Raw genomic sequence first — 23,262 nt, 5'->3', positions numbered from 1 at the left:
CGGCGGGAGGACGGGGAGGGGTGCGGCGGGGTCAGGCGGCGGCCTGCTCGGCGTCGGGCAGCGAAGGCTCCCCGAGGCTGAGCATGAGGCGGTTCGCCCAGGCGAAGAAGGCGGCGGCGGTGAGCACATCGGCGATCTGGGGGTCGGTGAGCTCCAGGCGGCGCAGCGCGTGGATCGCCTCAGCGGTGACGTGGGCGCGCGGACGGGAGAGCTCGGCGGCCGCGGTGACCACCGCGCTCCAGCGCTCGTCCTGCTCGGCGACCAGCGGGTCGAGGTCCGTGGAGATCCAGTTCGCGTCGCGATCGAGGGCGGCGGCGAGCAGGGCGTCGACGTCCTCCGGGCGCTTGGAGAAGCCGGCGGACTTCCTCGCGTGGACGGAGGCGCAGTAGATGCAGTCGTTGACCTTGCTGGTCACGGCGGCGGCGAGCTCGCGCTCGGCCTTGGGCGCGCCATCCCGCGGCAGGAAGATCGCATTGTCCAGGGCGCTGCGGGCCTTCGTGATGCCGGGGGTCTGGGAGAGCATCCGGAAGTAGACGCTGTTGGTGCTGGCCTTGGAGGCGAAGGAGTCGCGCTGGAGCTCGGTCAGCTCGTCCTCGGCGGGCACCGCCACCCAGGGCTCCCACTGCAGCTGCTCGCGGGTGAAGGCCGACGGGCGGGTGCGGCCGGTGACAGTGGTCCCGCCGTGCTCGGCGGTGCGGCCGTGGGTGCGCGGGAGGCGCACGGGGGCGTCGGCCGACGGGACCTCGAGGCCACGGAGCGCGGCGAGGCCGGCGACCAGGCGCTGGAGGTAGCTCTCGAAGGAGACGAGCTGACTGATGAGCACGGCGACCGACGAGCCGACACCGGCGTCGAGCAGTCGCTGCTGGTCGGCGCGGGTGGTCAGCGCCGGAGAGATCGACAGCAGGTCGACGTGATCCCGCAGGGCGTTGAGCGTCGCGGCATCGAGGGTCGCGCCGCTCGGACCCCGGAGGTCGGTGGCGACCGGATCGGCGGCGGTGAGCTGTGCGTCGGCGCCCTGGGCACGGTGCCACTGGGCGAGTGGGCCGCTGCCCTGCCAGTCCGCGGTGACGGCGGCCAGGGCGTGCAGCACGGAAGCGGGAAGAGGCTGCTCGCTGCGGTACAGCGCGTCGTAGGCCTCCCGGGTGTGGGCGAGGACCTCGGGTCGCAAAACCGTGAGCGCCTCACGATCTTCCGGGGCATCCGTGAGGACAGCGGTGAGGATCTGATGGGCGTCGAGGGACATCATCACGTCGGACATGAGGACATCTTATGCACTACCCAAGATCACCTTTGCGGAAGGGTGAGGTGTCAGTGGTCACCCGTCCGGTGACCGGTCAGTCACCTGCGGCCTGGGCTTCTGCTGCTGTGGTGCGCTGATCTGCAGGGAGTCCGGGCCGAACGGTGCCGGTCTCCGGAATCAGGCCCGCATCGCTGCACGCTCACAGCGGAATGCCTCGTCGGCGCCCGTTCGCACTCCGTCACCTCTAGAGTCGTCCCATGCCATCGCCGCCACCCCTCGCCGCCAGGTTCTCGGTCGATTCGGGAGATCCCTCGGCAGATGCCTCGATGCCCCAGGACGAGGTCGATGGAGGCGGCCACGGCCAGCTCACCGTCGAGGTGACCGAGAGCGCCTCCGAGCCTCAGGACCACAGCCTGTCCGTCGATCTCGGGGAGCTGCTCTTCTGGATCTCTCCCGAGGTCACCACGGACTTCCGTCTCAGTTCCCTGACTCTGCTGGGCACCTCTGCGCACATCGGGTGCGGCAGGCTCTCCGCGTCCATGGCCCGCACTGACCACCCGGCCACGTCGTATGAGGACGGCGGCGCGGCCGAGGAACGGATCGAGGAGTGGATCGTGTCGATCGATCGGGACACGGTCACCGCTCCCCCGCTCACGGAGGAGGGCTACGAGCCGCTTCCCCGGGAGGGAACCTGGGGCAACGGTGCAGCGAGCGTCGCCCTCACGATCGATCCCGACGGCGTGGTCCGCACGATCGTGCTGAGGCTCGATCGGAGCCTGCAGCGGCCATAGCCAGCAGCGAGGCCTGTCGTGCGCACGAGGTGGTCAGCTCTTCGCGGCGAAGAGGAATGTACAGCTGAGCCCGGCGATCGGCGCGAAGCCGACCGGGGCGCGGCCGTCGGTCGCTCCAAGGATCCCCCAGAGAAACACCGCAGTCAGGATCACCTCGATGAACAGCGCCGAGAGCAGGCTGTACCCGCCGGGCGAGTGATCCCCGTGCCCGTTGGTGGCGAAGGAGCCGGCGGCGGAGAGGTCGATCGCGAAATCCGCCTGGCCACTGGCGATCACGAACAGGGCGACCCGCGGCGATCAGGCCACCCACGATCTGGGTGCCGATGTACGGGAGCACGAAGCGGGACTCGAGCCGTCCTGAGAGGAACACCCCGAAGGTGACGGCCCGTGGTCAGCCCTCGAGCCAGCGGGGCTCGACGAGGGTGACACGAGGCGCGGCGCCCTCGACCTGCAGCAGCCGCACGAGCTCCGTGACGGCGAGCTCGCTGATCTCGACCCGCCGCGGGTCGACCTGCGGGACCGAGGCGAGCAGCGGGCTGACGTCCACGAGATCCTCCCCGCTGAGGGCGATGAACAACCGGGAATCGTCCACGAGGGCGCCGGTCGCCGCCATCGCGAACAGCACCTGGCGCACCCCGGTGATCCCGAACAGGGCGGTGCGCTGATTCGGCAGCGTCATGCGCAGCGCCTGATCCGGCACGTCGGCCAGCGGGACGGCGTCCAGCACCACCTCGAGATCCTCCTCCGAGGCGGCATCCTCCACCCCGGCGAGGAAGCGGGCGACATCGTTGCGAGAGCGCTTGCGCCCGGGCTCGCCGAACAGCAGCAGCCGGTCGCACTGCTCCTCGACAGCGCGCTCGACGATCATCCCGCCCAGCATCTCGAAGTCGAGATCCACGACGGATCCCTGAGGGAACTCGTCGGGCTTGCCGATGGTCACGAAGGGGAGCCCGGAGTCGATCACCGGGGCCACCCGTTCGTCGTGCCGTCCCAGCTCCATGAGGATCAGCGCCTCGCACACGCCGGTGCGCACCACGCGGCGGATGCCCTGCGCCCCTTCCTGGGCGGTGACCAGCAGGATGTCGTAGCCGTAGCGACGGGCCTCCCGGGCGATGGCGCCGATGAACACCATGAGCACACCGTCATCGGACTCCGCCTCCGGGACCATCAGACCGATCACACCGCTGCGCTGGGAACGCAGGGTGCGGGCCCCGGAGTTGGGGTGGTAGCCGAGCTTCTCGATGGCGTCCTCCACCCGCGCCCGGGTGGCGTCGGAGATCGGTCGGGATCCCGTGAGCACATAGCTCACGGTGGACTGGGAGACCCCTGCCAGCCGGGCGACGTCCTGGCTCGTCGGTGCTTTCTTCCTCACCGTGCCTCCACCCTTCCTTCGGGCCACCACTCACACGGCGGTCAGACCAGATGTCCCAGTCTTCCATGCGGCCAGCGCCTGACTGCGCCCGTCGGCGATATCCAGGGTGCGGGCGCTCTGAAGGGCTTCGTCGAGGATCGCCGCGAGCTCCACACGTGCTCCGGTGTCCGCGGCGCGCACCGCGGCCTCGACGATCGCCTGGGTCCACACGTTGCCGTGCACCTCGGAGGCGGGGACGTCCCCGCCGCGCAGGGCGTCGCAGAAACCCGCCAGGGAGGCGTCGAGCTCCCAGAGCTCGTCGGCGGCGGGGGCCCGACCCGCGGACTCCTCGCCTCCCTCGGGGCTGGCGGTGGGAGGAGTCTCCCCGTCCCAGCTCACGGTGCCCGTCGCGCAGCTGAGCAGCCAGTCGCCGTTCCAGCTGGTCTCGGCGCCGGGAGCGGCCCAGGAGCCGGAGAAGGTGTGCACCGCGCCGGTGTCGTACGTGATCGCGACGGTCGCCGCCGCGTCACCCGCATACCAGCTCCAGGGCGGGTTGGAGGAGCTGGCGGTGACGGAGACGGGGTTGCCGTCCAGCAGCACCCTCCCGGCGTCGAAGGCATGGATCGCCATGTCGACGATCAGGGGATGGTCCATCTCGTCCCGGAATCCGCCGAAGCGGGGCGCCTTGTAGAACCGGGTGTCCACGATCCCGGCACCGCCGAGCTCGTCGGCGAGCCGCCTCGTCTCGTGCAGGTGGGGGTTGTTGCGGCGGGACTGGGAGACCATGAACAGCCTCCCCGTCGCCTCGGCGTGACCCGCCAGGGAGAGGGCCTCGGCGAGGGTCGCCGCGCAGGGCTTCTCGCCCAGCACCGGGAACCCGGCGTGGAGCGCGTCGGCCGTGACGGCGTGGTGGGCGGCGGGGATCGTCACGTCGATGACGGCCTCGGCGCCGGCCTCCCGGGCGACGGTGACCGCATCGGTGCCGGTGATGATCCCGTCGCGGCGGCCGTCCGGGACCACCTCCTGGACTGCCCGGGCGGCGGCGCCGTCGATCACGTCGACCACGCCGACGAGCAGGGCGTCGGCGCTGCGGAGCACGGTGCCCATCCACGCCCGGCCCATGCCGCCGGCGCCGACCACGACGACCGGCACGGAGGTCCGTTCGGTGGGGTTCGAGGCGGTGGTGCTCATGCGCTCTTGCCCGCCGCCTCGGCGTCGCCCAGGCCCTGGCCGCCGGAGCCGGTGAGGAACCAGTCGGCCTCGTAGCGGTCCAGGAAGGGCACCGTGCGGTCGCCCGTGGCCGGGCGCGCCCAGCTCACGCCGTTGGCGATCACGCGGCGCACATCGGTGTGCTGATAGACGGGGTAGTCCTGGTCACCGGGGCTGAAGTAGAAGATCTTGCCCTTGCCGCGCCGGAAGGTGCAGCCCGAACGGAACACCTCTCCCCCACTGAAGGATGAGACGAACACCAGCTCGTCGGGCACGGGGATGTCGAAGTGCTCGCCGTACATCTCCTGCTCGGGGATGACGATCGGGTGGGGAACGCCCTCGGCGATCGGATGGCTGGGGTTCACGGTCCACACCAGCTCGCGGTCGGCCTCGTTGCGCCAGCGCAGCGTGCAGGTGGTGCCCATCAGGCGGGTGAACGGCTTGGACCAGTGCCCGGAGTGCAGCACCACCAGGCCCATGCCGGCGAGCACGTGCTTCTGGACGCGCTCGGCGACCTCGTCGGAGACCTCGTCGTGGGCCATGTGACCCCACCAGGTGAGCACGTCGGTCCGGGCGAGGACCTCCTCGGTGAGCCCGTGCTCGGGATCATCCAGCAGCGCGATGTGAGTGGTGACGTCGTCCCCGAGGTTCTCGACGATGCCGTCGCGGATCGCGGCGTGCATGCCCTCGGGATAGTGGTCGCGCACGCGCTGGTCGCGCTGCTCGTGGCGGTTCTCGCCCCAGACGGTGACGCGCAGCGAGGCTGCGGCGGGGGTGCTGGTCATGAGAGTGGTCCTTTCGGAGAGGGACGGGCCGGCGAGGGCCGGTCCGACGAAGGGTTCGGGGTCGAGGGAGGGATCAGGGGCGGGCACGGTGGTCACTTGACGGCTCCGCCGGTGGCCCCGGCGGCGACGTACTTCTGGGCGACGATCATGAGGACCACCGCGGGCAGGGAGGAGAGGACCGCCGTGGACATCACGGCGCTCCAGTCCGTGTCGTTGGTGCCGATATAGGTGTACAGGCCCAGGGTGACGGGTCGGATGGACTCGCCGGTGGTGAGCGTCAGGGCCATCAGGAAGTCGCTCCAGGCGAAGAGGAACGAGAAGATCCCGGCGGTGATCAGCGAGTTCTTCGAGACCGGCAGCACGATCGACCAGAACGCCCGCACGTGGCCGCAGCCGTCCACGCGGGCGGCCTCGACGATCGAGGTCGGGAAGGTCTCGAGGTAGGCCCGCACGATGAGGATCGCGAAGGGGATGCCCTGGGAGGCGTCGGCGAGGATCAGCCCGGGGATCGAGTTGATCAGGCCCAGCGGGGTGTACACGGTGTACAGGGCGTTCGCGATCACGATGCCGGGGATCATCTGGCTGATCAGCACGACGAAGAGGAGCACGGCAGTCCCCTTGATCTTGAACTGCGCCAGCGCGTAGGCGCACGGCGCGGCGATCACGATCGAGAGCAGGCAGGCGCCGACCGCCACGATCAGGGAGGTGATGAGATTCTTGCCCTGGTCGGCGATCGCCCGGGAGTAGCCGGAGAAGTCAGGGTTCAGCGGCAGCCACTGGGTGTTCAGGCTGTTGCCCGCCGGCGCGAGCGAGGCGTTGAGCATCCAGTAGACGGGGAACAGCATGATCGCGACCAGGACGATGCCGATCACGGTGTGCAGCCAGGAGCGGCTCTTCGTCTTGGTGCGGCGCCGGGGGACGGGGACGGGTGCGATCGATGTGGCGGGTGCGGTGGTGGCGGTGCTCATCGGGGTCATCCGTTCTTCGCGGCGCGGGCGTTGGCACGCAGGTAGACGAGGCTGAAGGCGAGGGCGATGAGGATCAGGATGTTGCTCAGCGCGGCTCCCTGGCCGAAGTCGAACTCGATGAAGCTCATCTCGTAGCTGCGCGTGGCGAGGGTCTGGGTGGCGTTGGCGGGACCGCCGCCGGTGAGGCCGATGATGAGGTCCAGGACCTTGATCGTGTAGATCACCCCGAGCAGCAGCACCACGGAGACCACGGGGCGCAGCATCGGCAGCGTGATGTGCCAGAAGGACTTCCAGCCGGTGGCGCCGTCGAGCTGGCCGGCCTCGTAGAGCTCGTCGGGGATGGACTGCAGCCCGCTGTAGAGCAGCACCACGTTGAACGGGATGCCCAGCCAGATGTTCACCATGATCACGGCGATCAGAGCGGTGTCGGAGCTGTTCAGCCACGGGATGGGGTCGGAGATCAGGCCGATGCCGGAGAGGAACTCGTTCAGCGCCCCGTTGTCCTGCTCGAGGATCCATCGCCACACGGCCGCCGAGACGATCATCGGCAGCAGCCACGGCAGCAGGAGCAGCGAGCGCAGGAAGCCCGAGAGCGGGAACCGCTTGCGGAAGTAGAGCGCCAGGCCCATGCCGATCACGAACTGGCCGATGATCGACCCGATCGTGAACAGCCCGGTGTTGCCCAGTGCGCGCAGGAAGATCGGATCGCTGAGGGTCGCGGCGTAGTTGTCCAGGCCGACGAACGGCGCATGGCCGTTGAAGAAGGTCGCGAAGTCGTAGGCCTGGAAGCTCATGACGACGTTCTTGAGGATCGGGTAGCCGAAGAACGCGATCATGTAGATCGCGGCCGGGGCGATGAAGGCGTAGCGCACCAGCAGGTCGTTGCGCCGCTGGGTCCGACGACGGGATACGTCCGTCGGCGCGGTGGCCGCCTGCAGGTCCACAGGGTTCTGGGTGGTGGTCATGTCTCTCCCCTGCCTCAGCTGACGGTCCGGGCGGCTTCGTCGTAGGCCTCTCCCGGGTCGGTGTCGTCCACGAGGACGCGCTGGTTGGCGGTGTAGATCGCTTTCGCGGTGCGCGGCCAGTCCGGGCCGAGCTTCGCGGTGCGGGAGCGGGCGGTGGAGACCTGGTCGACGAAAGTGCCCAGGTCCGGGTTCTCGCTCGCGAACTGCGTCGCGGCCTCCACGTCTCCGGGGATCGTGGAGCGCTCGCCGGCCATGTACAGCTGGTTCTCCGGGGCGACGAACATCTTCAGGAGCTCGGCGGCCTTGGCCTGCTTCTCCTCGTCGCCGGTGATCGGGACGGTCCAGACCTCCCCGCCCAGCGGCGCGACGGAGTCCGCGCCGGCGGTCGGCACGGGGATGGTGACCACGTCCCAGTGCAGGTCCGGGGTGTCTGCTTCGAGCCCGGCGATGTTCCAGGGGCCGTTGATGACCATGGCGGCGTTGCCCGCTTTGAACTGGTCCATGACGTCGCCCTGTCCCCAGTTCACGACCGAGCGCGAGGTGAGCCCGTCGGCCACGAAATCTGACCAGAGCTGGGCGGCGCCGAGCACGCCCTCGGAGTCGAGGTCGGTCTCGTCTCCTCCGTTGGACCACATGAACGGCATGAACTGCCAGGTCCCCTCGTAGCTCGCGATCGCGGAGAAGGCGAAGCCGTAGTGGTCCTCGGTGGTCAGCGCCTCGGCTGCGGTGCGCAGCTCGTCCCAGGTGCTCGGGGGCTCGACGCCGGCCTCCTCGAGCATGTCGACGTTGTAGAACAGGGCGATCGTGTTCACGGTGGGGGCGATCCCGTAGAGCGTCCCGTCGTACATGCCCAGGTCGGCGACGGCCGGGGTGAGGCCCTCGGTGCTGATCCCGTACTGCTCCAGCGGTGCCAGGGCCCCGGAATCTGCGACCTGCTGGACGTTCGGGTTGTCGAGCATGAGCAGGTCGGGAAGGGTTCGTGAGGAGCCCATCTGGAGCACCCTGGCGATGAGCTGGTCGCCGGGGACCCGCTCCCGGGAGAAGGTCAGTCCCAGCTCCTCGGCGCACTTCGTGAAGGTGCCGTTGATCGCGACGTCGTCGGCCGGGGTGTTGTAGTAGTCCACGATCCGGATCGCGGACGGGTCACCGTTCCCTTCGGAACCGCCGCAGCCGGCCAGCGCCAGAAGGCCAGGGGCAGCGATCGCGCCCCGTCCGAGAGATCGACGGGTCAGCTGTCGCCCCACTCCGGGAAAGAGGGTGTCGGAGGCTCCCTGTCCGGGAATGTCTCGTAGCGATGTCGTCGGTGTCGTGGGCATCGTCGTCCTGCTTCCTGGGGACGTCCGGCTGTCGATTCGAATCGATACCGGTGCGCGGTCGCCGTCAGTGGCGGGCGGATTGTCGGTCGGGATATCCGCACGCTCCACACATCGGCTGTGGTGCGGGTCTCGTGCGGCGAGGTCGAGCCATCATGGCGCACGTTCCCGGGAGGCGCAAGGCCCACGGAGAGAACATGTCGATTCGTATCACCTGGACCTCGCCAGGCGCCGCAGACGTCGAGGAGTCCCGTCTGACGCGGGCGGCTCCCCTCACAGACGGGCCGCGCCGCCGCTGCGCCGGCACCCTTCGGTGCTAGCGTGCCGGGGTGACCGTCTCGGAATCTCGCCCTCCCGCCCTGTCCACCTCCTCCACCCCGGAGGGCCGCGGAGGCGGGAGCGTCGGCTTCGACCCGGAGCAGTACATCGCGCTGCAGTCGCGCCACATCCAGGAGCGCCGAGAGCAGATCGGCGGCAAGCTGTACCTCGAGATGGGCGGCAAGCTCTTCGACGACCACCATGCCGCTCGGGTGCTGCCGGGCTTCACCCCGGACAACAAGATCGCGATGCTCGAGAGGCTCAAGGACGAGCTGGAGATCCTGGTGTGCCTGAACGCCAAGGACCTCGAGCGGCAGAAAGTGCGCGCCGATCTGGGCATCACCTACGAGGACGACGTGCTGCGCCTCATCGACGTCTTCCGCGAGCACGGCTTCCTGGTCGAGAACGTCGTGCTCACCCAGCTCGAGCAGTCCAACCACGTCGCCCACGCCTTCATCGAGCGCCTGCAGCGGCTGGGGCTGAAGGTGGCCCGCCACGGCGTGATCCCCGGCTACCCGCAGGACACCGCCCGGATCGTCTCCGAGCAGGGGCTCGGCGCGAACGAGTACTCGACCACCCAGCGCGACCTCATCGTAGTGACGGCACCGGGGCCGGGCTCGGGCAAGCTCGCCACGTGCCTCTCGCAGATCTATCACGACCACGCCCGGGGGATCCCGGCCGGCTACGCGAAGTTCGAGACCTTCCCGATCTGGAACCTCCCGCTCGAGCATCCGGTGAACCTCGCCTATGAGTCCGCCACCGCGGATCTGGACGACATCAACCTCATCGACCCGTTCCACCTGGCCGCCTACGGCAAGCAGGTCACCAGCTACAACCGCGACGTCGAGGTGTTCCCGCTGCTGCGCACGCTGCTGGAGAAGCTCACCGGCGCCTCGCCCTACGCCTCCCCCACGGACATGGGGGTCAACATGGCCGGGAACTGCATCGTGGACGACGAGGTGTGCCGCGAGGCCTCGCGGCAGGAGATCATCCGGCGCTACTACAAGGCCGCTGTGGACGAGCGCATCAACGACCACGACGACGTGGTCTCCCAGCGCGTGGCCATGGTGATGAGCAAGGCCGGCTGCCGGGTCGAGGACCGGTCCGTCGTGGGCCCCGCGCTCGCGATCGAGGAGGCCACCGAAGAGCCGGGCTCCGCGCTCCAGCTGCACGACGGCACCATCATCACCGGGAAGACCTCACCCCTGCTGGGCTGCTCGGCCGCGATGGTCCTCAACGCGCTGAAGCACCTGGCCGGGATCGACGACACCGTGCACCTGCTCTCCCCCAGCTCGATCGAGCCGATCCAGACCCTCAAGACGGAGCACCTGGGCTCGCGCAATCCGCGCCTGCACACCGACGAGGTGCTCATCGCCCTGTCCGTCTCCGCCTCCTCCGACGAGCACGCCCGGCGTGCGCTGGACGAGCTGCGGAACCTCTCCGGCTGCGATGTGCACACCACGACCATCCTGGGCACCGTGGACGAGGACATCTTCCGCAATCTCGGGATCTTCGTGACCTCGGAGCCCCGTTTCCAGCGGAAGTCGCTCTACCACAAGCGCTGATCCGCGCCGGGTCGCCCTCAGGGCAGGGAGATCAGCGCCTGCACCGGGGCGTGGTCCGACGGGTAGGCGCCCACCTCGTCGCGCCAGACGTTGATCGCGGCCTTGTCGGTGGTGAACTCCTCGGTGACCAGCACCCAGTCGATGCGGGTACCGCCGTCGACCGGGTCGTCGTAGCCGGGGAAGGTGCCCCACGCCGGGGTCACCTGCTCCTCCGCGACGTCCCAGGTGTCGAGCGTGGGACCGTCGGTGACCAGCGTCGTGTACGCGCCGGAATCGTGGGCCACCGAGTTGAAGTCGCCGGTGACGATCGTGGGCAGCTCGTCGAGCTCGCCGCCCTCGAACAGGTCGATCATCGCCTCGCCGCTCTTGATGCGCGCGGGCTCGGACTGATGATCGAAGTGGGTGTTGATGAACGCGAACTCGGTGCCGCTGGCCTTATCGCGCAGCCTCGCCCACACCACGATCCGCGTGACGCTGTTGCCCCAGGTGGCGGAGCCGATCTCGTCGGGAGTATCGGACAGCCAGAACTGGTCCCAGGACAGCACCTCGAGGCGGGTGGTGTCGTAGTAGATCGCCGAGTACTCGTCCTTGCTGCCGCCCTGGCGCCCGTAGCCGACCATCCGGTGCCTCGGCAGCGCCTCGTCGATCGCGCCGAGCTGCCCGTACTTGCCCTCCTGGATGCCCAGCAGGGTGGGCTGCTCCCGCTCGAGCAGTGCGATGAGGAGCGGCTCGCGGTCCGACCAGTGGTCCGGCTCGCCGGGCTCCGTGTTCGCCTCGTTCTCCATGCGGATGTTGAAGGTCATCACGTGCAGCTGATCGCGCTTCGCCCTGCCGATCAGAGCCCGGCCGCCTCCTGCGCCGGAGGGACGAGCGGGCGCGGCCGACGCCGGTGCGGCGAGGGCAGCGGCTGCTGCGGCAGCTGTGCCGACCGCCGCCGTCGTGGCGAACAGGGTGCGACGGTTCAACGACGAGGACATGGAGATGCTCCTGGGATCAGGGAAAGGGCCGCGATCACCCTAGGGACCCCACGACGTCGCAACCGACGTTCTGCCCGTTCAGCAGCGGATGTTCACGGATCCGCCGGGAGCCGGTCATCGCCGACCGGTCATTCTCAGGCCAGGGTCATGACCTCGAGCCGGGCGGTTCACCCCATCGCGTGCAGCGTCAGCGCCGCGAGGAAACCGAGCGTCGCGAGGAGCCCGGTGTACAGGGAGTCCTTCGCGAAGGCCTCGGGGATCATGGTGTCGGTGATCATGGCGAGGATCGCCCCGGCCGCCAGGGCGTTGACGACGGCGAGAGTGGCCGGCGCCGCCCCGTCCAGCAGCACGTAGCCGGCCAGCGAGGCGAGCCCGGAGACCAGCGCGATCGTGCTCCAGATCCCGAACACATAGCGGCGGCTGCGGCCGGCCGTCTTCCAGCCGGCGCTGCTGGACAGGCCCTCGGGGACGTTGGAGATGAACACGGCGGCGAACATCGGCACGCTCAATCCTGGCCCGGCGAGCACGCTCAGCCCGAGCACCATGGATTCGGGGACGCCGTCGAGCAGGGCGCCGATCGCGATCGCTCCCCCGCTGCCGCTCTGTTCACCTTCGGAGGTCTGCTGGTCCCCGGAGCGCTTGCGGTGCCGGGCGCCGCGGCGGGCCAGCAGAATGTTCAAGCCCACGTAGATGACGGCCCCGGCAAGGAACCCGCCGCTCGTGGCCAGCAGCCCGCCCTGGTCCATGGCGTCGGAGACGAGCTCGAGGGTGAGCGCGGAGATCAGCACCCCGGCACCGAAGGCCATGATCCCGGCGACCACGGCCGGCGGGACCTTCACGAACCAGGCGATCGCGCTGCCCAGCAGCAGCGCGCCGCCGGCGACGAGTCCGGCGAGCAGGGCAAGCACCCAGGGGGCCATGGTGTCTCCTTCGCCGGCAGCGTGGGGTGTGTGACCCCGACCTTAGACCCGCGGATCATCGTGCCCCACCGCGAGAGCCGCGGACCGTCTCCTCAGAACGGGGCGAGGCGCGGCCGCTCCCGCATCTCCGTCGCGACCAGGGCATCGAGCAGGAAGCCCTCCATGTCCGCGCGCAGCTCGCGATGCTCCGGCAGATCCCACAGGTTCACGAGCTCGTCGGGATCGGCCTCGAGGTCGTAGAGCTCACCGGTGCGCTCTCGCGCGGTGGCCGGTGACCCGTGGTGCACGACGATCTTCACGTCGGCGCGCCGCACCATCGTGCAGTGCACCGGCGGGTCGTACTCCCAGCAGCTGTCCCGGTACTCGGTGAGGATCCAGTCCCGGTCCTCCCAGTCCTGTCCGCTCACCAGCGGCATCAGGTCACGGCCCTGGGCTCGGACGAGGCCGTCGCTCCCGGCAGCGGCCATGAGTGTGCGGGTGAGGTCCAGCCAGTCCACGAGCTCCTCCCGGACGGTGCCCGGGGCGATATGGCCGGGCCAGCGGATCAGCAGGGGCACCCGCACGGAGCAGTCGAACATCATGGGGCCCTTGAGGAGCATCTGGTGATCACCGAGCATCTCGCCGTGGTCGCTAGAGAACACCACCAGGGTCTCCTCCGCTAGACCCTCGCGCTCGAGCGCGTCGAGCACCCGTCCCACCTCGTGGTCCACGAGGCTGACCATCGCGTAGTACTGGGCCTTGATCTCCTGGATCTGCGCCGCGGTGTGCTCCGCGAAGCCGGCCATCTGCCCGGCGTAGGACCGCTGCGATTCCAGGGTGTGCACCGGGGGCTTCGTGGCGAGCTCGTCCGGCGTGGTGACCGGGGCGGGAAGGGAGCCGGCGTCGTACAGGGCACGGATTTCCGACGGTGCCTCGAACCCGTGATGGGGGTCGAAGAAGTTCGCGATCATGCAGAACGGTCGATCCGCATCGCGGGTCTCGGTGAGGAACTCGATGGTCTCCTCGGCGATCCAGCGGCTGTAGTGGGCCTCCTGCGGGAGGGCGTCGATCGAGCGCTCCCTCCGCACCACGGCCTGCTCGTGCAGCTCAGGATGGGTGCGGCGCAACCAGTGGTGGTACTCGTTCCCCGGGGATCGCACGTAGGGGTCGTGGGCCCAGCGGAAGATCCGGAACCCGTCGTCCAGGCGCGGTTCGATCCGGCCTCCGAAGGCGGATCCGAGATGGAACTTCCCCGCCAGGGCGCAGTCGTACCCGCCGTCGGCGAGGACCTTCGTGAACAGCTGCTGGGCAGGGTCGAGATCCACTCCGTTGGCCCACAGGCCGTGGTGGCGCGGGTAGACCCCTGTCATGAGGCTCGCGCGCGATGGGGCGCATACCGTCGACTGCGTGTAGCAGCGGGTGAAGCGCGCCCCGTCACCGGCCAGCCGGTCGAGGTTCGGGGTGCTGATGTGGGGATTGCCCGCCGCGCCCAGGGCGTCATATCGCTGCTGGTCGGTGCACAGCAGGAGGATGTTCGGTGCGGTCACGACTGATCCGTTCGATGGGGAGGGAGCGGCGGTACGGTCTCCTCCTGCAGTGCATCACACCCTGGCCGCCCCGGTCAGCCCCTCCGTCGATCAGGCGATCGGGTGATCGGCCGCTCAGGAGTCCGGCACCACATCACCCGATCATGTTCGTCGCGAACATGTTCGTGACAGTGGGTGCATGACACTGAACAACAGCCGACGAGAGCGCCCGGCCAAGCCCGCCCTGTCCCGCGAGTGGGCCGTCGCGGAGACGATCGAGATCATGCGTCGCGAGGGTTTGGAGAAAGCGACGATGCGACGCGTCGCGAAAGCCCTCGACACGGGCCCTGCGTCGCTGTACGTGTACGTCGCGAACACCGCAGACCTGCACTCAGCCGTCCTGGACGAGCTGATCGGGACGCTGGCACCCGGTGCACACGGGGACTGGCGAACCCGGCTCGAGTCGCTGCTCGCCGGGTACTCCGAGGTGCTGTACGCCTACCCGGGCCTGGCCCGGTCCGCACTGATGCTGCGCCCGACCGGCCCCTATGCCCTGCGGCTGTACGACCAGCTCCTGGGCCTGCTGCTGGAAGGCTCGATCGCTCCGAGCCGAGCGGCCTGGGGTGTGGACCTGCTGCTGCAGTACGTCACGTCCTCGGCCGCCGAGCGCAGCCCGCCTGCGCCGAAGGGCATCGGAGGTGACGAGCGCGAAGCGGACGATGAGAACGCGTTGGCCGCAGCCGTCGCGTCGGCCGATCCGCAGGTGACCCCTCACCTCGCCGCGCACGCCGAGACGGTCATCTCGGGCACGCCGAGCCAGCGCACCACCTGGGCCATCCGTGCGCTGGTCGCCGGCATCACCGCAACTCCCACCACCGACGGCACGGGCGACCACGCCTGAATCGCTGCACCCGACATCACTCGCACCCGGACCACGAAAGACTCACCATGACAACGCATTTCCCGATCGCCATCATCGGTGGCGGTCTCGGCGGCCTGACCGCAGCCCGTGTCCTGCACGCCCGAGGGATCGAGGCTGCGGTGTTCGAGCTGGAAGCCAGCCGATACGCCCGCACTCAGGGAGGCATGCTCGACATCCACGACGACACCGGGCAGCGGGCACTCCATGCCGCCGACCTATGGGAGCAGTTCACCCCGCTCATCCATCGCGGTGGGGAAGCCATGCGCATCCTCGACCACCGTGGGACGGTGCTGCGTGACGAGGCGGACGATGGTCAGCTCATCCGCCCGGAGGTCGACCGCGGCCAGCTGCGCGACATCCTCCTCGACTCCCTGCCCGCCCGTACTGTCCACTGGGGTCGCAAGGTCTGCGCGGTGCGCACGGTGGACGGCTTCCCCGGGCGGCACGAGGTCGAGTTCACGGACGGCGAGGCGATCACCACCGACCTGCTCATCGGCGCGGACGGCGCCTGGTCCATGGTCCGTCCGCTGATGTCCGGCGCCCGCCCCGTCTACACCGGGATCTCCTTCGTCGAGGCCGACCTGTTCGACGCCGACGAGCGACACCCCGCCGAAGCTGCGGCGATGGGCCGGGGCATGCTGTTCGCCTTCAACGGCCCGACCGGCGTGCTCGGCCACCGCGAGATCGATGACACCCTGCACGTCTATCTGGGCCTGCGCGTCTCGGAGAGCTGGATCGACACGATCGACTTCGCCGACATCGCGGCCTCCAAGACGGCTCTCCTCGCCCGGATCGACGGCTGGGACGACGCGCTGCGCGGCCTGATCGCCCACGCGGACACCCCGCTGACGCCGCGCCGCATCCACGCCCTTCCCGTCGGCCACTCCTGGGAGCGGACACCCGGCACCACGCTCCTGGGCGACGCGGCGCACGTGATGTCCCCGTTCGCCGGCGAGGGCGCCAACCTCGCCATGTACGACGGCGCTCAGCTCGCCCTGGCGATCACGGAGAACGCCGGCAGCACGGAGGAAGCCCTCGCCGCGTACGAGGCCGATCTCTTCCCGCGTTCTGCCGACTCTGCCCGCGAGTCGGCCGGGAGCCTGGACCTGCTCTTCTGTGATGACTCCCCCGGACCCTTGACCAGCACGTTCGAGGAGTTCGACCGCCAGTCCGCAGAGTCCGCACCGGTCACACGCTGAGCCGTCCAGCTGGCTATGACGGTCAGTCCGCAGTTGATCGCACCGTGCGACTGCGGGTGCTCAGGCCCGCAAGGACTCCGGCAGCAGATCCGCGTGGGCGGCGAGCAGCTCGTCGGTCATGGCGCGAGCGTCCTCGAGGGTCACCTGGGCCGCTGTCAGGGGATCCATCGCGACGGCGTGATAGACGTTCTCGAGGTTCCCGGTCAGCGCGGCCTGCACGGCGAGGGTCTGCACGTTGACGTTGGTGCGGTTCAGTGCGGCCAGCTGCAGAGGCAGCTCGCCGACCGCGGTGGGCTGCACGCCGTTGGCGTCGACCAGGCAGGGCACCTCCACACAGGCGTCGGCCGGGAGGTTCGTGATCAGGGAACCGTTGTTGGGCACGTTGCCGTGCACCACGCTGGGCACCCCGGTGACGATCGAGTTGATGATGCTGGCGCCGTACTCGACCGACGGGGCGAGCTCGGCCTTCAGCTGCTGCAGCTGCGTGTCGATGTCCCCCTGGTCGTCGTGCGCGGAGCAGATCTCGAAGTAGTCCCAGCGCTCGGGGATGTAGGACTCGGTGAGCTCGGGGGTCCTACGGAAGTAGGGCAGGTACTCCGAGGCGTGGTGGCTGGACTCGGTCTCGAAGTAGCCGAAGGCGTTCATGAGAGTGGTGCGCACCTGCTCGTTGCCGCCCTCGTAGACGTTGGACTGCTCGGCGGCCTCGCTGTGGTCGCCGTCGTCCCCTGCGAGGTCCGCGGCGCCGCGGCCTCGGAGGTGGCGTGCGTTCATCGCCTCGCGGAGCTGCGGGTAGAGATCCTCGCGGCCGCGGGAGAACTCCAGCACCCAGGACTGGTGGTTGATGCCGGCGCAGCGGTAGCGCACCTCGTCATAGGGCACATCGAGGGTGCGGGCGAGCATGCGGGTGGTGCCCTGCACGCTGTGGCACAGGCCCACGGCGTGCAGACCCCGGGCGTTGAGATAGCTGGTGGCCATCGCCATGGGGTTGGCGTAGTTGATGAAGGTGGCCTCCGGGCACACCTCGAGAGCGTCGTCGATGATCGCGTCGTAGGCGCCCACGGAGCGCAGGAAGCGGAACACCCCGCCGGGGCCCACGGTGTCACCGACGGCCTGGTCGATGCCGTACTTCCGCGGGATCATCACGTCGTGCTCGTAGGACTCCAGGCCGCCCACCTGGAAGGTGATGATGACGATGTCGGCGCCGTCCAGCGCCGCGCGGCGGTCGCCGGTCTCCTCGACGGTCGCGCCGAAACCGTGGTGAGCGATCAGCTCGCGGGTTGCGCTCGCGACCGGGCCGAGCTTCTCGGGGCGCACGTCCATCAGCGTGAGTGTCGCGTCGCGCAGGCCGGGGAAGCTGAGGATGTCGCCGATCAGACGGAACGGGAACACGAAGCCGCCGGCTCCGATGATCGTGATCTTGGGGTGGGCGAGGAAGGCGCTCTGGGTCATGGATCCACGGTAGGGAGCCAGGTGCACGGAGGTCTCGCCTGATTCTGCGATGTTCTTCCAGGATCCTTCGATCTGCGCCTACTGTGGGCCCATGCCCGCCCATTCCCTCACCGAACCCGTTGTCGAGACGATGGCGCCCGCCCTGTGGTGCCGTCGTGGCGATCCGCCCACGATGCAGTCGATGCATCGTCACAACGACGTCGAGATCAACGTGGTGCTGCGCGGCGAGCTGCGCTATGTGTTCGCGGGCCGGCCGTTCGTGGTGCGCGAGGGGCAGGTCGCCATGTTCTGGGCGGCGCAGCCTCACGGCCTGGTCGACTCCCGCGCCGGGGACGTGTGCTGGGTGCACGTCCCGGTGAGCACGGTGATGGGCTGGAACCTGCCGGAGGCGGAGCTCGGCGCGCTGCTGCAGCCCTGGCCGGTGGTCACCGATTCGGCGCTGGTGCGGGCGCGGATGGAATCGATGATCCCCTCCTGGCTCGCAGAGTACGAGACGGCAGGCGGCTCCGCGGTCGCGCTGCTGGAGATCCAGGCGATGCTGCGCAGGATCCTGCAGGCGGCACCGGCGCGGGACGGCGCAGGGGCCGACGAGGGGCCTCGCTCCCCAGGGATCCCGTGCTCCTCCGACGATCCGGATTCGCCCGGCACCCAGATCAGTCCCGTGGCCAGCGCGTTCCGTGAGGGCGGCTCCCGTCGGGTGCCGCCGGAGCGCATCGACCACATGATGGCGATGGCGCAGTTCGTGATCGAGAACTACCGCTCCGCGCTCAGTGTGGAGGACGTGGCGCGCGCCGCCCATCTGACGCCCTCGCATGCGATGACCGTCTTCCGGGACACCGTCGGCGCCACCATCGGCGAGTACCTCACGATGTGCCGCGTCGCGGAGGCGCAGCGCCTGCTGATCACCACCGCGCTGCCCACCGCCGACATCGCCGAGCGCAGTGGATTCGGGTCGCTCAGCAGCTTCTACGCCCACGTGACCGCCGCGTGCGGTATGCCGCCGCGGCAGTACCGGCAGCAGGCAGGGTAGGCGGGGCGATAAGGAGTGCACGCCGCGCTGTCGGCCCGCCCCGATGGACGTGAGCCCACGTCGTCTCGGCGTACCCGATCCATGTCGCAGATGGCAGCCGTTATGCGTCCTCCACGCCGAAGTGGTCGGCGAGGCGCTCCAGTGTGAACTCCTGGCGGAGCTTGCAGGCGCTGTTCTGGTTGGCGAACATGCCCTTGGTCCAGTAGGCCTGTTCACGGGGCACCGCGGTCTGCCAGCGCACGGGCACGACCCATTCGGCCATGTCGTCCTCCTGCTCCGTACCTGGGCCATGGGAGTAGCGGCCTGCGAGCTGGAGATCAGAGAGGAGCACCTGCTCTCCTTCGATCGTGGTCTTCGCGCGGTCGAATCTTTCCGCCTCCCCGATGACGGTTCCGATGCCGACATACCCGGATTCGGGTATATGCACGTTGACCCGCGCTCCGAGCGGAAGCGCCCGCAGTGTTCGCGAGTACCAGACGCCGCCTCCCGCAGAGATGAATCCATAGTGGCGTGCGTCTTCCCAGTTGCGGCTCCCGGGCTCCTCTCCGAAAGCGACGAACCAGTCCAGACCATTCCAGTCCGCCCGCTTGCTCTTTCGTCCGCTACCGACAGCGAGCGATGGGCCCTCCTCGCGGCTGACCAGCCAGGAGCGGGCGAGATAGTGGCGATCCTCGTCCTGGAGGTAGGAGAAGAACACCGCGTTGATCGGGACGCCGAAGTCGCGCAGGTAGTTCACGATCCGCTCGGAGCTGGAATCCAGTTCTGTCGCAACCACGGTGAGTTGCAGCTCGACGTTGACCTCGTCCGGGAGCGAGTCGCCGAAAGTGTCGGCGAATGCCGCTTCGAACGGAGCCTCGAGGTGATCGTTCGCAAGATCGATGACCTCCTCTCGGGTCAAGGTGGTCACCCAGGATCCGTAGTCGAGAACCTGGGCGACGACGTCCCGCGGGCTCCTGTCCCTTTTCAGCTCCAGGACGTGCAGGTTGCCGTCGACGTCGATCGCGAGCAGATCGATGAACTTTCCGTACGGGGTGCGCACCTGTCGGCCGATGACCAGCAGCGGTGTTCCGAGCAGGGATGGGTCATGTTCCAGGAAGTCCTCGAGGGTCGCCTCGCTGGGCAGGGTCGCAGCCGGAAGTCGACGGGGTCGATCTCCATCGATTCGCCAGAGTCCCATTTCGACGGGCATGGTGCGGTCCTTCTCTCGGTGGCAGGCGGTGGGTTCCCTCAGTGTCGTCCACCGATGGCGACGCCGCAGTCAACGCCCGGGGTGCTTCCTAGGAGTTCTGTTCCCGAGGCAGCTTCTCGGCGAGCAGCTCTCGCATCCGCCCCGGGGCGTCCACGTCGTCTATCCAGCTCTGTGCTTCGCCGTGGTGGATGCGCAGCGTCGGCTCCCAGCCATGGAGGGGCGGAAGCAGATCAGCAAGCGCATCACGGAACGCCCGCTGCCGATGACGGCCGTGCTGGCCAGGAAAGAGCGGAGGCTTCCGCGCCCCGAAACCGCCGCCCTCGAGCCGCGTCTTGGCCCGCGAGCGATCGATCCAGTCCTGTCGATCGAACGCGGTCCGTGCAGAGGCCGGGTAGGGCTGAAGGGTGAGCGCACGGAATTCATTGAAATGCTGTGTCTCGTCGACCTCGAGAATGCGGCTGTGCCCGTCGGGGCCGAGAATGACTGCATCGAGGCTGCGCCGTTCCCGTGGGGGCATGACTTCCGGGAGGTCCGCCGCAGCCAATTGGCGGTAGATCGTTCTCACCAGGGGCCACGCGTCTCCGCAGTCGGTCGATCCGGGCCGGTTCAGCCACGCCGGTGTGGGTGGCTTCTCGATCACCTGGTGCTCGGGCAGCGCGGCGCGCACAGCCGCGATCGTCGAACGCTGGAATTCAAGAGCCATAAGCCCCAAGGTAGCGGGGCACCCGCCAATTGATGGGTGCCATCCCGTCGCTGCGAGGCGACGGCCTTCGGCGCGTAGCTCTCAGTCCTCGACGGTCCTGATCACCCGGGCCGGCGAACCGACGACGAGCGCTTTCGCCGGCACGTCCTTGGTGACGACGGAGGCGGCGGCGATGACGGCGTCGTCCCCGATGGTGACGCCGGGCAGGATCGTCACGTTCGCGCCGATCCACACGTTGTTCCCGATCGTCACGGGGGCCGGGTGGAGGTCGCCGCGGCGGCTCGGGGCGAGATCGTGGTTCAGGGTGGCGATCACGGTGTTGTGCCCGATGAGGCAGTCGTCGCCGATGTGCAGCCCGCCCTGGTCCTGGAAGCGGCAGCCGGCGTTGAGGAACACGCGCTTGCCCAGGTGGATGTTCTTGCCGAAGTCGGAGGTGAAGGGCGGGAACAGGGTGACGCTCTCGTCGATCTCACGGCCGGTGAGCTCGGCGAGCAGCTCTCGCACCCGGGAGGGTTCGTGATAGCCGCCGTTGAGCTCTCCGGTGACCTTCAGCGCCTCCTGGCTGGTGGCGTGCATGACCGCGTGCAACGGGGAGTTCGCCGGGATGGCCTGGCCGGAATCGAGGGCGTCCAGCAGGTCGGTGAGGGTCATGGGGCCGCCTTCCACGGAGGGTCGCGCCGGGGTGGCAGCGCCGCGACTCCCAGCGTAGCCAACACTGCCTGCGCGGACGCTCGACCGTCCTGACGCTCCAGGCCGACGGGCAGGGCACCTCGTCGCCGACCAGGCCCACCTCCCCCACTCCGGGATCGCAGTCCGGACCGTTCGCACGCGCCACACCAGATCCACTGCCTCCCCTCGCGGCCGGCGACCGCGAGGGGAGGCAGCGGCGAGCCGCTCGAGCATCCTCACGGTCGAGACGGGTGCTACTATCGTCGCCGATCCCTCGGGTGCCCGATGCAACGGGCTGAGATCGGACTGTCGCTGTCCGAGTACCGAATGAACCTGCCCCGGATAATGCCGGCGAAGGAAGAAGGAGAGCGCAGCGCTATGTCCGCACGCCCTGAGAAGTTCGCACGACCCGAGAACTACCCCACCCACCGCCTCGACGTGCTCGAGGATCCTGCCCATGGCATCCGTGTGCCCATCACCCGGGTCCTCCAGGACGATGCCCCCGACGGCACGGCGAACCCTCCTCTGGCGGTGTACCGCACTGCCGGTCCCGGCTGCGTACCGGAGGTGGGGCTGCCGCCGATGCGGGAGACCTGGATCGCCGAGCGCGGTGACGTCCAGGCATACGCGGGCCGAGACCGCGCCCTCGCCGATGACGGCCGCGGCGCCGTGCGTCGGGGCGAGGCTAGCGCCGAATGGCGCGGTGCCCGTCGCGCCCCGCTGCGCTCCCCCGTCGGCACCCGGGTCACGCAGATGCACTATGCCCGGCGCGGCGAGATCACCCCGGAGATGCGCTACGTCGCCCTGCGGGAGAACTGCGACGTCGAGCTGGTGCGCAGCGAGCTCGCCGCAGGCCGCGCGATCCTCCCGGCGAACGTGAACCATCCGGAGGCGGAGCCGATGATCATCGGGAAGGCCTTCCTGGTGAAGATCAACGCGAACATCGGCAACTCGGCGGTGACCTCGTCGATCGCCGAGGAGGTCTCCAAGCTCGAATGGGCCACCCGCTGGGGCGCGGACACGGTCATGGACCTGTCCACCGGGGACGACATCCACACCACCCGCGAGTGGCTGCTGCGCAATTCTCCGGTGCCCATCGGGACGGTGCCGATCTACCAGGCGCTCGAGAAGGTCGACGGGGAGGCGAATGCGCTGACCTGGGAGATCTTCCGCGACACCGTGATCGAGCAGTGCGAGCAGGGCGTGGACTACATGACCATCCACGCCGGGGTGCTGCTGCGGTACGTGCCGCTGACCGCGAACAGGGTCACCGGGATCGTCTCGCGTGGCGGGTCCATCCTGGCCGGCTGGTGCCTGGCCCATCACCGCGAGAACTTCCTGTACGAGCACTTCGACGAGCTGTGCGAGATCTTCGCCCGCTACGACGTGTCCTTCTCGCTGGGCGACGGGCTGCGGCCGGGCTCCCTCGCCGACGCGAACGATGCCGCCCAGTTCGCAGAGCTCGACACCCTCGCCGAGCTCACCGAGCGGGCCTGGGAGCACGATGTGCAGGTGATGGTCGAGGGGCCCGGACACATCCCGCTGCACCTGGTGCGCGAGAACGTGGAGCGGCAGCAGGAGCTGTGCCACGGCGCGCCGTTCTACACGCTGGGTCCGCTGGTCACCGACATCGCCCCGGCGTACGACCACATCACCTCGGCGATCGGCGCCACGGAGATCGCCCGCTATGGCACCGCCATGCTCTGCTACGTCACTCCCAAGGAGCATCTGGGGCTGCCGGATCGCGATGACGTGAAGACCGGGGTGATCACCTACAAGATCGCGGCCCATGCGGCCGACGTCGCCAAGGGGCATCCCGGGGCGATCGCCCGGGACGACGCCCTGTCGAAGGCGCGTTTCGAGTTCCGGTGGCGCGACCAGTTCGGGCTGTCCCTGGATCCGCAGCTCGCGCAGGAGTACCACGACGAGACCCTGCCGGCGGAACCCGCGAAGACCGCGCACTTCTGCTCGATGTGCGGCCCGAAGTTCTGTTCGATGCGGCTGTCCCAGGACATCCGCGACACCTACGGCGACGCCGCGGAGCAGGCGGAGATCGCCCGGGCCGGTATGGAGGCGAAGGCTCGCGAGTTCCGCGAGGCGGGCGGCACCGTGTACCTGCCGGACCCGTCGTTGCCCGCGGGTTCCGGGAGCGATGGCTGACGGCATCCGGCGGGCCGGCCCGGCGAGGACGAGA

Annotated in this window: 21 protein-coding genes and 1 riboswitch; of the genes, 6 read left to right on the top strand and 15 right to left on the bottom strand. The window is 69.1% G+C overall.

The window, feature by feature from the left end:
* Window positions 1-31: 31 nt before the first annotated feature.
* Window positions 32-1,258, bottom strand: a complete 1,227-nt coding sequence (locus ACT3T5_RS03905) for a peroxidase-related enzyme (protein ID WP_444578958.1) — start codon at window positions 1,256-1,258, stop codon at window positions 32-34.
* 239 nt (window positions 1,259-1,497) lie between these two features.
* Between ACT3T5_RS03905 and ACT3T5_RS03900 the strand changes: the two genes are divergently transcribed.
* Window positions 1,498-2,031, top strand: a complete 534-nt coding sequence (locus ACT3T5_RS03900; RefSeq protein ID WP_444578960.1) for a hypothetical protein — start codon at window positions 1,498-1,500, stop codon at window positions 2,029-2,031.
* A gap of 33 nt (window positions 2,032-2,064) precedes the next feature.
* Here the strand turns inward: ACT3T5_RS03900 and ACT3T5_RS03895 are convergent, their stop codons facing one another.
* The 7 genes from ACT3T5_RS03895 to ACT3T5_RS03865 all read right to left on the bottom strand — a co-directional run bounded on the left by ACT3T5_RS03895 (window position 2,065) and on the right by ACT3T5_RS03865 (window position 8,433).
* Window positions 2,065-2,307 carry a hypothetical protein gene (locus ACT3T5_RS03895; protein WP_444578961.1) on the bottom strand — a complete coding sequence of 81 codons (243 nt, stop codon included), beginning with the start codon at window positions 2,305-2,307 and terminating at the stop codon, window positions 2,065-2,067.
* A 115-nt stretch (window positions 2,308-2,422) separates the two neighbouring features.
* Window positions 2,423-3,403: a LacI family DNA-binding transcriptional regulator gene (locus tag ACT3T5_RS03890; protein WP_444578962.1), complete on the bottom strand. Its 981-nt coding sequence runs from the start codon at window positions 3,401-3,403 to the stop codon at window positions 2,423-2,425.
* Between the two features lie 30 nt (window positions 3,404-3,433).
* Window positions 3,434-4,573 (bottom strand): Gfo/Idh/MocA family protein, encoded by a 1,140-nt coding sequence (locus ACT3T5_RS03885; RefSeq protein WP_444578963.1) that lies wholly within the window; start codon window positions 4,571-4,573, stop codon window positions 3,434-3,436.
* Window positions 4,570-5,376 (bottom strand): ThuA domain-containing protein, encoded by an 807-nt coding sequence (locus ACT3T5_RS03880; RefSeq protein ID WP_444578964.1) that lies wholly within the window; start codon window positions 5,374-5,376, stop codon window positions 4,570-4,572. The genes ACT3T5_RS03885 and ACT3T5_RS03880 overlap by 4 nt, the downstream gene beginning before the upstream one ends.
* Window positions 5,377-5,468: 92 nt before the next feature.
* Window positions 5,469-6,344: a carbohydrate ABC transporter permease gene (locus ACT3T5_RS03875; RefSeq protein ID WP_444593665.1), complete on the bottom strand. Its 876-nt coding sequence runs from the start codon at window positions 6,342-6,344 to the stop codon at window positions 5,469-5,471.
* Between the two features lie 5 nt (window positions 6,345-6,349).
* A complete protein-coding gene (locus ACT3T5_RS03870) occupies window positions 6,350-7,309 on the bottom strand; it encodes a carbohydrate ABC transporter permease (protein WP_444578967.1) in 960 nt (319 codons plus the stop codon).
* A gap of 14 nt (window positions 7,310-7,323) precedes the next feature.
* The gene (locus ACT3T5_RS03865) at window positions 7,324-8,433 is read right to left on the bottom strand and encodes an extracellular solute-binding protein (RefSeq protein ID WP_444593664.1); all 1,110 of its coding nucleotides are present in this window, start codon (window positions 8,431-8,433) and stop codon (window positions 7,324-7,326) included.
* 548 nt (window positions 8,434-8,981) lie between these two features.
* Between ACT3T5_RS03865 and ACT3T5_RS03860 the strand changes: the two genes are divergently transcribed.
* Window positions 8,982-10,505: a DUF1846 domain-containing protein gene (locus ACT3T5_RS03860; RefSeq protein WP_444578992.1), complete on the top strand. Its 1,524-nt coding sequence runs from the start codon at window positions 8,982-8,984 to the stop codon at window positions 10,503-10,505.
* Between the two features lie 17 nt (window positions 10,506-10,522).
* Here ACT3T5_RS03860 and ACT3T5_RS03855 read toward each other — a convergent pair whose 3' ends face one another.
* From ACT3T5_RS03855 to ACT3T5_RS03845, 3 genes are all read right to left on the bottom strand, one after another.
* The gene (locus tag ACT3T5_RS03855; RefSeq protein WP_444578970.1) at window positions 10,523-11,482 is read right to left on the bottom strand and encodes an endonuclease/exonuclease/phosphatase family protein; all 960 of its coding nucleotides are present in this window, start codon (window positions 11,480-11,482) and stop codon (window positions 10,523-10,525) included.
* Between the two features lie 167 nt (window positions 11,483-11,649).
* Window positions 11,650-12,402: a ZIP family metal transporter gene (locus ACT3T5_RS03850; protein ID WP_193117490.1), complete on the bottom strand. Its 753-nt coding sequence runs from the start codon at window positions 12,400-12,402 to the stop codon at window positions 11,650-11,652.
* A gap of 92 nt (window positions 12,403-12,494) precedes the next feature.
* On the bottom strand, window positions 12,495-13,928 hold the full coding sequence (locus ACT3T5_RS03845) for a sulfatase-like hydrolase/transferase (RefSeq protein ID WP_444593663.1): 1,434 nt from the start codon (window positions 13,926-13,928) through the stop codon (window positions 12,495-12,497).
* A 178-nt stretch (window positions 13,929-14,106) separates the two neighbouring features.
* Here ACT3T5_RS03845 and ACT3T5_RS03840 point away from each other — a divergent pair, with 178 nt between their 5' ends.
* Both ACT3T5_RS03840 and ACT3T5_RS03835 read left to right on the top strand, forming a co-directional pair.
* The gene (locus ACT3T5_RS03840) at window positions 14,107-14,808 is read left to right on the top strand and encodes a TetR/AcrR family transcriptional regulator (RefSeq protein ID WP_444593662.1); all 702 of its coding nucleotides are present in this window, start codon (window positions 14,107-14,109) and stop codon (window positions 14,806-14,808) included.
* A gap of 47 nt (window positions 14,809-14,855) precedes the next feature.
* Window positions 14,856-16,028 carry an FAD-dependent oxidoreductase gene (locus ACT3T5_RS03835; RefSeq protein WP_444593661.1) on the top strand — a complete coding sequence of 391 codons (1,173 nt, stop codon included), beginning with the start codon at window positions 14,856-14,858 and terminating at the stop codon, window positions 16,026-16,028.
* 60 nt (window positions 16,029-16,088) lie between these two features.
* Here ACT3T5_RS03835 and melA read toward each other — a convergent pair whose 3' ends face one another.
* Complete coding sequence (gene melA / locus ACT3T5_RS03830; protein ID WP_444593660.1) at window positions 16,089-17,477, bottom strand: alpha-galactosidase; 1,389 nt, start codon at window positions 17,475-17,477, stop codon at window positions 16,089-16,091.
* Window positions 17,478-17,568: 91 nt separating this feature from the next.
* Between melA and ACT3T5_RS03825 the strand changes: the two genes are divergently transcribed.
* Entirely contained in the window at window positions 17,569-18,507 is a 939-nt protein-coding gene (locus ACT3T5_RS03825; protein WP_193115903.1) for a helix-turn-helix domain-containing protein, read from the top strand.
* A 100-nt stretch (window positions 18,508-18,607) separates the two neighbouring features.
* On the opposite strand, the gene ACT3T5_RS03820 is transcribed toward ACT3T5_RS03825, so the two are convergent.
* The 3 genes from ACT3T5_RS03820 to ACT3T5_RS03810 form a co-directional block, all read right to left on the bottom strand.
* Complete coding sequence (locus tag ACT3T5_RS03820; protein ID WP_444593659.1) at window positions 18,608-19,696, bottom strand: hypothetical protein; 1,089 nt, start codon at window positions 19,694-19,696, stop codon at window positions 18,608-18,610.
* An 88-nt stretch (window positions 19,697-19,784) separates the two neighbouring features.
* The gene (locus ACT3T5_RS03815; RefSeq protein ID WP_444578983.1) at window positions 19,785-20,399 is read right to left on the bottom strand and encodes a hypothetical protein; all 615 of its coding nucleotides are present in this window, start codon (window positions 20,397-20,399) and stop codon (window positions 19,785-19,787) included.
* A gap of 81 nt (window positions 20,400-20,480) precedes the next feature.
* The gene (locus tag ACT3T5_RS03810; RefSeq protein WP_193115906.1) at window positions 20,481-21,050 is read right to left on the bottom strand and encodes a sugar O-acetyltransferase; all 570 of its coding nucleotides are present in this window, start codon (window positions 21,048-21,050) and stop codon (window positions 20,481-20,483) included.
* 284 nt (window positions 21,051-21,334) lie between these two features.
* Window positions 21,335-21,445: riboswitch (TPP riboswitch) on the top strand.
* 1 nt (window position 21,446) lies between these two features.
* On the opposite strand from ACT3T5_RS03810, the gene thiC reads away from it, so the two are divergent.
* The gene (thiC, locus tag ACT3T5_RS03805) at window positions 21,447-23,228 is read left to right on the top strand and encodes a phosphomethylpyrimidine synthase ThiC (RefSeq protein WP_444578985.1); all 1,782 of its coding nucleotides are present in this window, start codon (window positions 21,447-21,449) and stop codon (window positions 23,226-23,228) included.
* Window positions 23,229-23,262: the final 34 nt, after the last annotated feature.

Source organism: Brachybacterium sp. AOP3-A1-3 (assembly GCF_052378285.1).
Classification (GTDB): domain Bacteria; phylum Actinomycetota; class Actinomycetes; order Actinomycetales; family Dermabacteraceae; genus Brachybacterium.
The sequence above is the reverse complement of the archived record's forward strand: the minus strand, read 5'-3'. Positions and strand labels throughout refer to the sequence as shown.